Source organism: Actinophytocola sp. (assembly GCF_050699935.1).
Lineage (GTDB): Bacteria > Actinomycetota > Actinomycetes > Mycobacteriales > Pseudonocardiaceae > Actinophytocola.
In genome coordinates this window covers 17,798-30,727 of the sequence record NZ_JBOHGB010000084.1, presented here as the reverse complement: position 1 = coordinate 30,727, position 12,930 = coordinate 17,798, and the positions used below count along the sequence as shown (strand labels likewise).

At 73.3% G+C, this 12,930-nt stretch carries 9 protein-coding genes; 2 read left to right on the top strand and 7 right to left on the bottom strand.

Annotated features, from left to right (window positions below):
- Nucleotides 1–382, top strand: a 382-nt coding sequence (locus ACRDTB_RS24150) for an LLM class flavin-dependent oxidoreductase (protein ID WP_431433788.1), incomplete at its 5' end; no start/stop codon positions are given.
- Nucleotides 383–436: 54 nt separating this feature from the next.
- On the opposite strand, the gene ACRDTB_RS24145 is transcribed toward ACRDTB_RS24150, so the two are convergent.
- The 3 genes from ACRDTB_RS24145 to ACRDTB_RS24135 all read right to left on the bottom strand — a co-directional run bounded on the left by ACRDTB_RS24145 (nt 437) and on the right by ACRDTB_RS24135 (nt 8,336).
- Nucleotides 437–2,098 carry a (2,3-dihydroxybenzoyl)adenylate synthase gene (locus tag ACRDTB_RS24145; protein WP_431433786.1) on the bottom strand — a complete coding sequence of 554 codons (1,662 nt, stop codon included), beginning with the start codon at nt 2,096–2,098 and terminating at the stop codon, nt 437–439.
- 37 nt (nt 2,099–2,135) lie between these two features.
- A complete protein-coding gene (locus ACRDTB_RS24140; RefSeq protein ID WP_431433784.1) occupies nt 2,136–7,502 on the bottom strand; it encodes a type I polyketide synthase in 5,367 nt (1,788 codons plus the stop codon).
- 126 nt (nt 7,503–7,628) lie between these two features.
- A complete protein-coding gene (locus ACRDTB_RS24135) occupies nt 7,629–8,336 on the bottom strand; it encodes a hypothetical protein (RefSeq protein ID WP_431433783.1) in 708 nt (235 codons plus the stop codon).
- Nucleotides 8,337–8,506: 170 nt separating this feature from the next.
- Between ACRDTB_RS24135 and ACRDTB_RS24130 the strand changes: the two genes are divergently transcribed.
- Nucleotides 8,507–8,914 (top strand): nuclear transport factor 2 family protein, encoded by a 408-nt coding sequence (locus tag ACRDTB_RS24130; protein WP_431433781.1) that lies wholly within the window; start codon nt 8,507–8,509, stop codon nt 8,912–8,914.
- Between the two features lie 55 nt (nt 8,915–8,969).
- On the opposite strand, the gene ACRDTB_RS24125 is transcribed toward ACRDTB_RS24130, so the two are convergent.
- The 4 genes from ACRDTB_RS24125 to ACRDTB_RS24110 form a co-directional block, all read right to left on the bottom strand.
- A complete protein-coding gene (locus ACRDTB_RS24125; RefSeq protein WP_431433779.1) occupies nt 8,970–9,599 on the bottom strand; it encodes an NAD(P)-dependent oxidoreductase in 630 nt (209 codons plus the stop codon).
- 337 nt (nt 9,600–9,936) lie between these two features.
- Nucleotides 9,937–11,370, bottom strand: coding sequence for a tryptophan 7-halogenase (locus ACRDTB_RS24120; protein WP_431433792.1), 1,434 nt, complete (start codon nt 11,368–11,370; stop codon nt 9,937–9,939).
- Between the two features lie 5 nt (nt 11,371–11,375).
- Nucleotides 11,376–11,771, bottom strand: a complete 396-nt coding sequence (locus tag ACRDTB_RS24115) for a nuclear transport factor 2 family protein (RefSeq protein ID WP_431433777.1) — start codon at nt 11,769–11,771, stop codon at nt 11,376–11,378.
- Between the two features lie 19 nt (nt 11,772–11,790).
- On the bottom strand, nt 11,791–12,840 hold the full coding sequence (locus tag ACRDTB_RS24110) for an alpha-ketoacid dehydrogenase subunit beta (protein WP_431433775.1): 1,050 nt from the start codon (nt 12,838–12,840) through the stop codon (nt 11,791–11,793).
- Nucleotides 12,841–12,930: the final 90 nt, after the last annotated feature.

Sequence of the window (12,930 nt, the reverse complement as noted above, 5' to 3'; positions counted from 1 at the left end):
GGCGGCGATCGCGCGGGCGGCCCGGGTCGCCGACGGCTGGATCTCCGGAGGCGGCGGGGTCGACATGTTCCGGCACGGCGCGGCGGCGTTGCGGGCCGCGTGGGCCGAGGCGGGCCGCGAGGGCGAGCCCCGGCTCGTGTCGCTGACCTACTACGCGCTGGGCCCCCAGGCCGAGGAGCTGGCCGACCGGTACCTGTCCGACTACTACGGCTTCGCCCCGCCCTACGCCCAGCTCGTGCTGCGCAACGCCGCGGTGGGCGAGGCGAAGCTCCGCTCCACTGTGGACGCGCTGGCGGAGCAGGGCTGCTCGGAGGTCATCCTCGCCCCGTGCGCGGCGGGCCCCGAGCAGCTGAAGGAGCTGCGCGAGGTCGTCGGCAAATAGCCTGGAAGGACGCCTTCCGGACGTCCAGCGTCCGGAAGGCGTCCTTCCTGGCACTCAAGCGGCCTGGCCGGGGGCCGAGTCGCGGGCCAGGATCAGCGCGCGCAGTGCCTTCTTGTCCACCTTGCCGACCGGGGTCAGCGGGAGCTCCGCCACGACCTCCAGCCGCTGCGGGTGCTTGAACCTCGCCACACCGCGCTCGGTGAACAGCGCGCGCACCCGCTCCAGGGTCAGCTTCTGTCCACTGTGGAGCACCACGCAGACGCACACCTGCTCGCCGTACTCCGGGTCCGGCAGCGCGATCGCCGTGGCGCGGCGCACCTCCAGCAGCGTGTCGACGACCGCCTCGACCTCGGGCGCGGAGATCTTCTCGCCGCCGCGGTTGATGAGGTCCTTGACCCGCCCCTCCACGACGAGGTTCCCACTCGCGTCCCACCGCACCAGGTCGCCGCTGCGGTACCAGCCGTCGGGGGTGAAGGCGATCGCGTTGTGCTCCGGGGCGCGGAAGTAGCCGCGCGGCGTGTACGGCCCGCGGGTCAACAGCTCGCCGGTGCCGCCGGTGGGCACCCGCTCGCCGGCCTCGTCGACGATCAGGATCTCGTCGTCCGGGCAGATGGGCCGGCCCTGGGTGCGGTTGATCACGTCGGCCGGGTCGTCCAGGCGGGTGTAGTTCAGCAGCCCCTCGGCCATGCCGTACACCTGCTGCAGCGTGGCGCCCAGCGCCGGGCCGACCCGTGCGGCGAACGCCGGGTCCAGCACCGACCCGCCGACCTGGACCAGCCGCAGCGAGGACAGGTCGTGCGCCGAGCCGGGGGCGGCCTCCACCCAACGCTGCGCGATGGCCGGCACCAGCGAGGTCGCCGTCACCCGCTCCCGCTCGATCAGGCCGAACGCCACCTCCGGCTTGGGCGAGCGGGTCATCACCACCCGGCCGCCGTGGATCAGCGTGGCCAGGATGCCCGGCGAGCCGAGCGGGAAGTTGTGCCCCATCGGCAGCGTCACGAGGTAGACCGTGTCCGGACCGAACCCGCACACCAGGCCGCTCTGCCGAGCGTTGTACTCGTAGTCGTCGTGCGTGCGGGCGATGATCTTCGGGGTGCCGGTCGTGCCGCCGGACAGCAGGAACAGCGCCACCTCGCCGGGGTTCGGCGCGCTCGCGTCGAGCCGGGCGCGCAGCCGGGCCGGGTCCTGCCAGCGCTCCAGCAGCATGCGCAGGTCGACCGCGGACTCCGCCACCCGCTCGCCGAGCACGACGACCGGGCACGAACCCTCGAGCGACGCGGCGAGGTCGAGCGCGAGCCGCTGGTGGTCGAACTTCTGCCACCCGTCCGGTACGACGATCGCCTTGACGTCGGCCAGCTCGGCCAGGTACCGCAGCTCGTGCTCGCGGTGGGCCAGCAACGCGAGTACCGGCGCGACCCCGATGCGCTGGCAGGCGAGGAACAGCGCCAGGAACTCCCCGCTGTTCGGCAGCTGCACGAGGATGTTGTCCCCGTCGCGCAGCCCGAGGTCGTGCAGGTGGTCGGCGAGCGCGTCCGCGTGCTCGGCCAGCTCGCGGTAGCGGAGCACGCGGTCGCCGTCGACGACTGCGATCCGGTCGCCGCGCTCCTCGGCCCAGGTCCACATCCAGTGGCCCAGCGGCCTGCCCCGCCAGTAGCCCTCGCGCCGGTACCGGTCGGCCACGTCCGCCGGCCATGGGGTCACGCCGTCACGCTTCACGATTCCTCCTCACAGCGTCGGAGCGGTCACGGCAGGGTCAGGCCGCGACGGCGGGCGGCCGCAGCGCCTCCGCGCCGCCCCCGGGTTCGGCGGCCGGCTCGGCCGCGCCCTGCTCGGCCGCGAGCAGCTCGGCCACGAAGTCGCCGATCGCCTGCACGGTCGGCCGGTTCCACAGCAGCGTCGCCGGCAGGCTGATGCGGAACCGCCGCTCCAGCCGGGCCCGGACGATCTGCGTCATCACCGAGTCGAGGCCCATCTCGATCAGCGGCCGCCGGGTGTCGAGCTCCTCGACCGCGAGCCTCATCTCGCCCGCGACCTCCGCGGACACCTCGGCGAGCAGGTACTCGCGCAGCTCCTCGCCGTGCAGCCCGGCCCACGGCGCGGTGTGCGCGGGCTGGGCCGCCACCGGCTCCTCCGCGGTCAGCTCGGACAGCAGCGGCGGGCGGCGCATGCCCGCCAGCAGCGGGATCGTCCGCAGCACCGCGACGTGCGCCACGTCGTGCCGCTCGGCGTGCTCCCACGACCGGAACGCCTCCGCGGCGGTGATGTCCGCGGTGCCCCGGGCGGACAGCTCCGCGTCGATGGCCTCCGACGAGGTCGACATGCCCAGCCCGCGCCACGAGGTCCACCCGAAGCTGATCGTGTCCCGGTGGCCCCCCGCCCGCCGGTGCGCGGCGAGCGCGTCGAGCACCGCGTTGCCCGCCGCGTAGCTGGTCTGGCCGGGCAGGCCGAGCAGCGGGCCGGCGGAGGAGAACAGCGTGAAGAAGTCCACGCTGCCGGGCGGGAACAGCTCGTGCAGCACCTGTGCGCCGAGCACCTTGGGCGCCATGACCCTCGCCAGCGACTCCTCGTCGACGTCCGCGGCCATCCGGTTGTCCAGCACGCCGGCCGCGTGCACGATCCCGCGGATGGGCGGCAGCCCGAGGTCGCCGAGCAACCGCAGCTTCTCGGCCTGCTCGCGGTCGCTCACGTCCAGCGCGAGCGTGACCACCGTGACGCCGGCCGCCTCGAGTGCCCGCACCGCCTCGATGCGCGCCACCGACTCGGGGTCGGTGACCGGGTCGACCCGGTCCCACGTGCCGCGCGGTGGCAGCGCCCGGCGCCCGGCCAGCACCAGCCGGCGCGCGCCCCGGCCCGCGAGCCAGCCGGCGACCTCCAGGCCCAGCACGCCGAGCCCGCCGGTGATCAGGTACGTGCCGCCCGGCCGGCACACCACCGGCCGCCTGGCCGGTGAACCGTCCATAGTGGTCAGTCGGGCGACCTCGGCACCCGCACGCCGGATGGTGACGACGTCGTCGGCCGGCTGCGCGGCGAGCACCTTGCGCAGCGCGGCGATGCCCGCGAGCGGGTCGTCGGCGGACAGGTCCACGACGCCGCCCCACAGGTCCGGGTACTCGCCGGAGAGCACCCGGCCGAGCCCCCACAGCGCCGACTCCGCGACCGCGGCCAGCCGCTGCGCCTCGCGCACGCCCCGGGTCAGGCACCACAGCTTCGGCTGAGCCTTCGGCTCCCAGGTGGACAGTTCCTGCGCCGTGCGGGTCACGAGCCAGGTCGCGTCGAGCGCGCCCGGCCACGGCCCGTCCCCCGCGGACGCCGGCACGACCAGCACGGCGGTGTTCGGGGTGATCCGGTCCCGCAGGCCCGCCAGCGCCTCCGGCCCGGCGACCGCCACCCAGTCCACACCGGACTCGGCGAGCGAGCCGCCCAGCTCGGCGGCCAGCTCCGCGTCGCCGACGAACACGACGCGGGCGAGCCCGCCGCGCACCCGCCTGGGCAGGTCGAGCTTGCGCCACACGATCTCGTGCACCAGCCGGCGGGGGCTCGCCGGGGCGCCGATGTCGCCGTCGAGCACGCCGTAGCGCAGGCCGTCCAGCCGCGCCACGACCGTGCCCTCGGGGTTCGCGACGAGCACGTCGACGGTGTCGGTGGAGCCCGGCTGGACGCGCACGCTGATCACCGCGTCCGCCGGCGGCCGGCCGCCGATCGAGACCTGGCGGAGGTGCGCGGGCATGCGCAGCACGGCCGGGCCGGAGAACACGACGGAGGCCGCGGACAACGCGGCGTCCAAAATGGACGCCCAGCTCTCCGGCAGCGTGCCGTCCGGATCGCCGACCACGCGGACGAACAGCTCGTCGCGGCCGCGCCGGATCCGGTTGATCTTCCACGGGAAGCCCATCGCGGCCACGCCGATCGAGGCCAGCCGGTCGATCACGAACTCGGCGTCGAGTCGCTCGGTGCACCGGTTGCGCAGCTCCGCGACCGGGATCGTGTCCACACCGGACACATCGGCGATGGCCGGCACGCCCGCGGTGGTGTGGGTGAGCCAGCCCCCCGCGGGCCCCGCGTCCAGCTCGTCCGGACCGTCGGCGGGCGCGTCGGTGGGTGCGTCATGGCTCGCCGCCAGCCGCGAGCACAGCCGCAGCGTGCCGTCCATGTGCACCACCTGCAGCTCGCGCGCGGCCGCGACGGACACCGGCACCCGCAGCGACACGTCGGTGAGCACGTGCCCGCCCGCCGCCGCGAAGAACGTGTTGAGCAGCACCGCGGCCGGGATGATCTCGGTGCCCTGCACCGGGTGGTCCCCCGGGTAGGGCCGGCTCGACCGGTCCAGCCAGGTCTGCCACACCCGGACGGTCGAGGTGCCGTTGACGGTCAGCGGGGAGCCGAGCAGCGTGTGGCTGTCGACGTCGTGCAGCCGCGAGCGGGACTCCGCCCGGCTCGGCCCGGCGACCTTGTACTCGCGGTGCTGCCAGGCGGTGGTCGGCAGCGACACCAGCCGCCCACCGGCGTCGCCGGCCGACCAGTCCACCGGCACCCCGTGGCAGTGCAGGGTGGCGAGGCTCGCGAGCAGGGTGGCCTGCTCGGGCCGGTTGCGGCGCAGCGTGTGCGTGACGACCGCGTCGTCGACCCGCTCGGCGGTGAGCACCTCGTTGATCGAGTAGGCCACCACCGGGTGTGCGGAGATCTCCACGAACGCCCGGTAGCCGTCGGCGACGGCGGCGCTGACGGCATCGGCGAAGCGCACCGGGTTGCGCAGGTTCCCCGCCCAGTACGCGCCGTCGCGCGCGACGTCGGTCTTCGGGTCCTCGTGCGAGGTCGAGTAGACCGGCAGCGCGGGCTCGTGGTGCGTCAGGTCCGCCGCCGCCAGCGCGAGGTCGTCGACGAGCTGGTCCATGTGGTGGCTGTGGAACGCGACGTCGGAGTTGACGCGCTGGATGACCGTGGCCGGGTCCGCGCTCCACTGGCGCACCACGGCGTCGACCGCGACCGCGTCACCGGCGATGACCGTCGAGCGCGGCGCGGCGAAGATGGCCGCGCAGACGCCCTCGTGCCCGGCGAGCCGCGCCGCCACCTCGGCGAAGGGCAGGTTGACCATGGCCATGCCGCCGTTGCCGGCGACCTTGCGCAGCAGCGTGGAGCGGCGGCAGATGAGCCGCGCCCCATCCGCGACGTCGAGCACGCGGGCCACCACCGCGGCCGCGATCTCGCCGACCGAGTGGCCGATCACCGCGGCCGGCCGCAGCCCACGCGCGTACCACACCTCGGCGAGCGCCACCTGCATCGCGTAGATCAGCATCTGGATGCGGTCGGTGTCGCGCAGGTCGCCCTCGAGCAGCGCCTTGCGTGGCGAGACACCCAGCTCCTCCAGGCAGACCGGCTCCAGCTCGTCGAGCACCCGGCCGAACGCCGGCTCGGTGGCCAGCAGCTCGCGGCCCATGCCGATCCACTGCGAGCCGTGCCCCGAGAACACCCACACCGCACCGCGCGCCGCGCCCGCCAGCGCCCGGCCGGCCACCAGCCCGTCGACCCGCTCGTCCGCGGCGGCCTGGCGCAGCCGGGTGACCAGCTCCGCCTGCCCGGCGGCGACGATCGCGGTGCGGTGGGTCAGGTGCGAGCGGCGCCGGGTCAGCGTGTACGCGACGTCGGCGAGCTCGGCGCCGGTGGTCCGCGGGCCGTCGGTGGTCAGCCACTCGGCGAGCGAGGCGGCGTAGTCCCGCACGGCCTCCGGCGAGCCACCGGAGAGCGGGTACACGCGCAGCGCCGTGCCCCGGTCCAGGGCCGTGCGCACGGTCTCCATCGCCGGAGCCTGCTCGAGCACGACGTGGGCGATCGTGCCGCCGTAGCCGTACCCGGACACGCCCACGCGGCGCGAACCCCCGGTGCTCGGCCACGGGGTCAGCTCGGTGACCACCCGCAGGCCCGACGACGCCCACGGGATGTCGGGGTTGGGGTCCTCGAAGTTGAGGCTCGGCGGGATGGCCGCGTGCTCGATGGCGAGCACCGCCTTGAGCACGCCGGCGATGCCGGACGCGGCCTCCAGGTGACCGATGTTGGTCTTGACCGAGCCGATCAGGCAGGGCCGGTCCGCGGGCCGGCCGGTGCCGTAGACCGCGGCGAGCGCGCCCGCCTCGATCGGGTCGCCGGCCCGGGTGCCGGTGCCGTGCGCCTCGACGTAGTCCACCGACTCCGACGCCACGCCGGCCTGCCGGCACGCCTGGCGCAGCACGTAGTCCTGCGCCTCGCCGCTCGGCGCCATGATCCCGTCGGTCCTGCCGTCCTGGCTGACCGCGCTGCCGCGGACGACCGCGAGCACCCGGTCGCCGTCGCGGCGCGCGTCGGAGAGCCGCTTGAGCACGACGATCCCGCAGCCCTCGCCGCGGCCGTAGCCGTCGGCGGACGCGTCGAACGACTTGGACCGCCCGTCCGGGGCGAGCGCGCCGGCGGAGTCCATCACCATGGTGAGCCCGGGCGCGACCATCAGCATGACGCCGCCCGCGATGGCCACCGGCACCTCGCCGGCCCGCAGCGCCTGCGCGGCCAGGTGCAGCGCGACCAGCGAGGACGAGCACGCGGTGTCCACCACCATGCTCGGCCCGCGCAGGTCCAGCGCGTAGGAGACCCGGTTGGCCACCGCGCACATGGACGACCCGATCCCGGTCCACGCCTCGATGCGCGGCAGGTCCTCGAGCAGCTTGCGCCCGTGGTCGTCGGTGTTGACGCCGATGTAGACGCCCGCGTCCGAGCCGGCGAGCGCCGAGGGCACGATGCCCGCGTGCTCGAGCGCCTCCCAGCTCACCTCCAGCGCGATCCGCTGCTGCGGGTCCATCAGCGCCGCCTCACGCGGCGAGATGCCGAAGAACGCGGCGTCAAATCCGTCCACATCGGACACGAAGCCGCCGAGCCGGCTGGTCCCGCGCACCGCGGCGGCGTCCTCCGCGCTGCCGGACTCGTAGTACTCCCACCGGCCCGGCGGCACCTCGGAGATCGCGTCCACGCCGTCCACAAGGGACTTCCAGAACTCCGCGGGCGAGTCGACCCCGCCCGGTAACCGGCAGCCCATGCCGACGATCGCGATCAACTCGCCGCCGTCGGGCTGCCGATCCGCTCCGTTCGAGGTTGCCATGTGTTCCGTCCTCCTGGAGACGAGCGGCTCCGCCACGAAGCCAAGGACCCAGGAGAGACTCTCGTCCACGGTCGTCCCCGCGCCATCGGCCTGCGATCCTGGCCGGGCTGGGAACCGTGCCCTCGATCAGCCCGCCGCGCGTACGTCCCGCACGGCCTTCGGCAGCAGGTACGCGAGCGCGAGCTGCCAGAGCAGCGCCGGGAACCGGCCGAGCGGGATGAGCAGCGTGGTCGACTCGGTGACGAACGTCAGCGTCGAGGCGAGGCCGAGCCCGGCGACGACCAGGCTGGCGGCGTTGAACCAGCCGGGCAGCAGCCGCGCGCGCAGCGCGACCAGGCTCACCGCGGCCACGCACAGCCCGATCGCCGCGACGTACGCGAAGCCGCCGAGGGCGAAGTACAGGTAGTGCAGCCCGCGGCGGACCGGCGCGGACTCGATGACCAGCGGGTGCGACACAGACCACTGGACGACCGCGTTGAGCGCGAGGAACAGCGCGGCCGCGACACCCCCGGCGACCGCGGTGTAGGTGAGCCCGGCCTGCTCGGGCGCGAGCGCGCGCAGCCGTGCCCACAGGGCCGCGACGAACACCGCCAACGCGATCGCGGCGGCGAACTGGAAGAACGCGATCCACTGCACGAGCGTGGCGTGGTCGGCGTAGTACCGCTGGATCGTGGCGTCGTCGACGAACGGCGAGGAGTACACCGCTCCGCCGAAGACCGCGCCGATGACCAGGCTGACGGCGAACAGGCCGGCCGAGATGATCGCGGACCAGACGAGCGAGGGTCCCTGTTCGCCGGCGGCCCTGACGGTGGGAGCGGAAACTGTTGCGGTCATGTGCGCGGCCCTCCGCGTGCCAGCAGTGGAATATGGGCAATAGTCAACTCTAGGGCGGTATTTCTCGGAAACCGCTCGAGAACGCTTCCAGCGCATGGTCGAAATGACCGCGGGGGCTGGTTCAATGGTGGTTGTTCGCGGACACCGAAAACCGATTGGGAGCATGTGCGATGAGCGAGCAGGAAGTCCTCGACCTCGTCAAGCGCTGGGCCACCGCCGAGCTGAACGAGGACGCGGACGCGCTCGGCGGGTTGCTCGCCGACGACTTCACCGGGATCGGGCCCCTCGGCTTCGTGCTGACCAAGCAGCGGTGGACCGGCCGCTACCGGGGCGGCGAGCTGAAGAACTCCGAGTTCGAGGTGGTGGACGCGCAGGTGCGGGCGTACGGCGACACCGCCGTGGTGGTCGGCGTGCAGAAGCAGGAGACCACGTTTGCGGGCAACGACACCGGCGGCCAGTTCCGGCTCACGCTGGTCGCGGTCAGGCGGGACGCCGGCTGGGTGATCGCCAACCTCCAGCTGTCCGGCCCGCTCGGCCCGCCGCCGTCCATGCCGCCCAACTTCAAGCAGCAGGGCTGAAACACACGATTGCCGCATTCGCGACGAGTCGTCCCGAATGCGGCAATCGTGTGTTTCAGTAAGCGATTTCGACGACCCGGCGGAATGTGTCCGGATCCCCGGCGTGGGTCAGCATGAAATGGGCGACGTCCGCGCGGGAGATCGACCAGCAGCCACACGGTTTCTCGTCGTGGGCGGTCCGGTAGCGGCCGGTCACCTTCCCCTTGGTCAGCCGGGCCGCGCGCACCAGGGTCCAGTCCGCGTCGCTCTCCCGCACGTGCCGCTCCATCACCGCCATGTCCGCGTAGGGCTTGCGCAGGACGTTGTGCAGCACGAACCGCGCGAGCGCCCACTCGGCGAACCGGCGCGGGCTCGGGAGCTCCAGCGAGGACGTGGACACCACGAGCAGCCGGCGAGTGCCCTCGGTGCGCATGGCGTCGAGGATGTTGGCCGTGCCCCGCGAGTAGACCGTGGTGGCGTGGCGGTGCATGCCGATGCCCAGCGCGGAGATCACCACGTCCGAGCCGGCCACCGCCCGCGCCACGTCCGCCGGGTCCAGCACGTCACCGGCCACCACCGTGACCCGCTCCGCGAGTGCGCCGAGCCCCTCAGGCCGCCGAACCAGCGCGCTCACCTTGTCCCCCGCCGCAAGCGCCTGCCCGACCACCGCGAGCCCAGTCCCCCCGGTAGCCCCAAAAACCGCCACCCGCACAACTCCTCCTCCCACCACCACCGCGAGTCCAACCGTCCCGACCCGCGAGTCCAACCGTCCCGACCCGCGAGTCCAACCGTCCCGACCCGCGAGTCCAACCGTCCCGACCCGCGAGTCCAACCGTCCCGACCGGCGAGTTCGACACTCGGGCACGGCCCGAACGTTGAACTCGCAGGTCTCGAACGTTGGACACGCGGGTTCCGAACGTTGGACACGCGGGTTCCGAACGTTGGACACGCGGGTTCCGAACGTTGGACACGCGGGTTCCGAACGTTGGACACGCGGGTTCCGAACGTTGGACACGCGGGTCTCGAACGTTGGACTCGCGGGGTCAGGCGGCCTGGCGGCCCTCGGTCGCGGCGCGGACGGCGGCGACCAGGTCCGCGCGGCTCGCGCCCGGCAGCTGTGGCGGCGGGCCACCTCCGAGCGCACGGCCGATCCGCTGCGCGATCTCGTCGTTCGCGTACAGCTTCGCGGGGGAGCGCAGCGTCATCATCACCTGCGCCACCCGGCGCCAGACCTCGGCGTCCTGTGTGGACGCCGCGACGACGGCGCCGAAGGTGACCACGCCCGGCGGTGGCGGCTGCGGTCGCTCACCGGCGACCGTCGCCGCCCACAGCCCGGCCCGGCCGCGGTCGTTGGCGATCGACTCGTGCAGCCACGGGGCGAGCAGCGCCCTGCTGGCACCCGCGAACGCCGCCGCCTGCTCGCGGTCCACCGACGGGTGGGCCGCGAGCAGGTCGACCAGCTCGAACACGTGCGCCAGCGCGAGCGACACCCCGCGCCCGTACGCCGGGTTCGTGGTGCACACCGAGTCACCGATGCCGTAGAACCCGACCGGCGGGTCGCCGTCGGGGTCGGCCAGCCGCGAGCTGTTGTCCAGCCCGCCCATCGCGTACACCGGGGAGATCGGCTCGGAGTTGCCGGGCGCGACCCAACCGGCGAGCAGGGGCGTCGCCGCGATCGCCGCGGTGAACACCTCCTCGGTGCGCAGCGCCTTCAGCTCCGCGTCGTCGGGCAGGACACCGATCGAGAGGGAGAACGTGTCCCCGTCGCCGAGGAACAGCACCGCCGTGTAGCTGTCCCACAGCCCGCCGGCACCGAACCCGCGGTTCAGCGGGCCGGGCGGCGCCGGCGAGAGCCGCCGGTAGTACCGGGTGTAGTACGTGATCCGGCAGCTCTCGCTGGTCTGCTCGGGCACCGGCAGCCCGGCCGAGCCGAGCCACCGCGCCGCGGCGGTCTTGCGGCCGCTCGCGTCGAGTACGAGGTCGGCGGTCAGCTCGGTGCCGTCGTCGAGACGCACCCCGGTGACCCGCTCGCCGTCGACGACCAGCCCGCGCACGGTGGCACCGTGGCGCACGGACACGCCCGCCCGTGACAGCGCGCGGTCACGCAGCACCCACTCGAACACCGAGCGGCGGACGGTGAGCATGTTCAGCTCGTCGTCGGACGGCACGCGCTCGACGTCGCCCAGGCTCGGCGGCGGGAAGTCGGCCAGGTTGACTCTGCCGGCGCCGGCCGCGACCAGCGCGTCGTACACGTCGGGCAGCCGGTCGCGCAGCAGGTTCACCCCGCGCGAGCCGAACGCGTGCGAGTGCGCGGCCTGCGGCACGGTCGGCCGCGCCCATCCGTCCGCCGCTTCGTCCAGTGTGGACGGTGGGGTGGCGGCGTCGCGTTCGACCAGCAGCACCTCGTGCCCGGCGTCGGCGAGCGTGGCCGCCGCGGCGAGGCCGGTGACGCTCGCGCCAACAGCGATGATCCTCATGGGGCTCACGCGTTCCAGAACTCGTCGACCGCGTACACGTCGTTCGGATAGGTCCAGAACTCCTTGATCTTCCCGTCGACGATGCGCGCGACGTTGATGAACGGCATCTCCAGCACCCGGCCCTTGCGCTCGTAGCGGGTGTGCAGGATCGCGAACGCGTGGTTGTCACTCGCGCCGATCTCCCGGACCTCCATGTGCAGGTTGCCGTTCGTGAGCTCGAACATCTTGTTGGCGAACGCGGTGGACTCCGCGATGCCGTGGTGCTCGCCCGAGAGCGGGTTGTCGCCCGGGTAGTGGTGCACCGAGTCCTCGTGCCAGTAGGTGCCCGCCGTCTCCACGTCACCGGAACCGAAGGCCGCGTACACCTTCTCCATCAGGGCGGCGTTGGGGTGGTCGACCATGTGCTCTCTCCTCGTGGATTCAGGATGCCTTGCTCGTCACGGACGTGGGCAGGGTCGAGCGGACCGCGTCGGCGATCTTGGCGGCGTCGGGTGGGAAGGCGTCCTCCAGCACCGGGCTGAACGGCACCGGCGCGTGCGGCCCGGTGACCGTGCGGACCGCCGCGGACAGCGCGCCGAACCGGTTCTCGGCGACGTGTCCGGCGATGTCGGTGGCGATCGAGCAGCGCGGACTCGACTCGTCGACCACGACGAGGCGGCCGGTCTTCGCCACGCTCGCGTACACCGTGTCGAAGTCGAACGGGGACAGCGTTCGCGGGTCGATGACCTCGCACTCGACGCCGTCGGCGGCGAGCCGCTCGGCCGCGGCGGTCGCCTCGTGCACCATCCGTCCTATCGCGACGATCGTGGCGTCGCCGCCGTCGCGGACGACCGCCGCCTCGCCCAACGGGATCGTGTACCGCTGCTCGGGCACGACGCCGCGGCTGCCGAAGTAGAGCATCTTGTGCTCGAAGAACACCACCGGGTCGTCGTCCTGGATGGACGCGGCGAGCAGGCCCTTGGCGTCCACCGGGTTCGACGGCGCGACGACCTTGAGCCCGGGGATGTGCGCGAACAGCGAGTACAGCGCCTGGGAGTGCTGCGCGCCCCGGCGCATCCCGGTGCCCCACATGGCCCGCAGCACCAGCGGCACCCGCGCCTTGCCGCCGACCATATAGCGCAGCTTCGCGGCCTGGTTGAGGATCTGGTCGAAGCACACGCCCGCGAAGTCGACGAACAGCAGGTCGGCCACCGGGCGCAGGCCGGTCGCGGCGGCGCCGACCGCCGCACCCACGAACGCGGCCTCGGTGATCGGCGCGTCGAACACCTTGTCCGGGAACCGCTCGTGCAGCCCGCGGGTCGGTCCCCAGGCGTGGCCGAGCGTGCCGTCGCAGCCGGTGCCGCCGATGTTGTCCTCGCCGAACACGACCACCGACGGGTCCGCGGCCATCTCCTGCGCGAGCGCCTCGTTCAGCGCCTCCAAATAGGACAGCACACGTTCCGCCTCCCCGGAATTAACCCTTGTGGTCACTGTTCCGCCTCTCCGGAATTAACTCTTGTGGTCAACTTGGGTCGTTCCGCTCCGTTTGGGCGCGTACCTGTGGCTGGGTTGCGTCCCGTT

Bases quoted from the DNA above. Each gene is read 5' to 3' on its own strand.
- ACRDTB_RS24140 (WP_431433784.1), bottom strand. From the start codon at position 7,502: ATGGCAACCTCGAACGGAGCGGATCGGCAGCCCGACGGCGGCGAGTTG.
- ACRDTB_RS24135 (WP_431433783.1), bottom strand. From the start codon at position 8,336: ATGACCGCAACAGTTTCCGCTCCCACCGTCAGGGCCGCCGGCGAACAG.
- ACRDTB_RS24130 (WP_431433781.1), top strand. From the start codon at position 8,507: ATGAGCGAGCAGGAAGTCCTCGACCTCGTCAAGCGCTGGGCCACCGCC.
- ACRDTB_RS24120 (WP_431433792.1), bottom strand. From the start codon at position 11,370: ATGAGGATCATCGCTGTTGGCGCGAGCGTCACCGGCCTCGCCGCGGCG.
- ACRDTB_RS24115 (WP_431433777.1), bottom strand. From the start codon at position 11,771: ATGGTCGACCACCCCAACGCCGCCCTGATGGAGAAGGTGTACGCGGCC.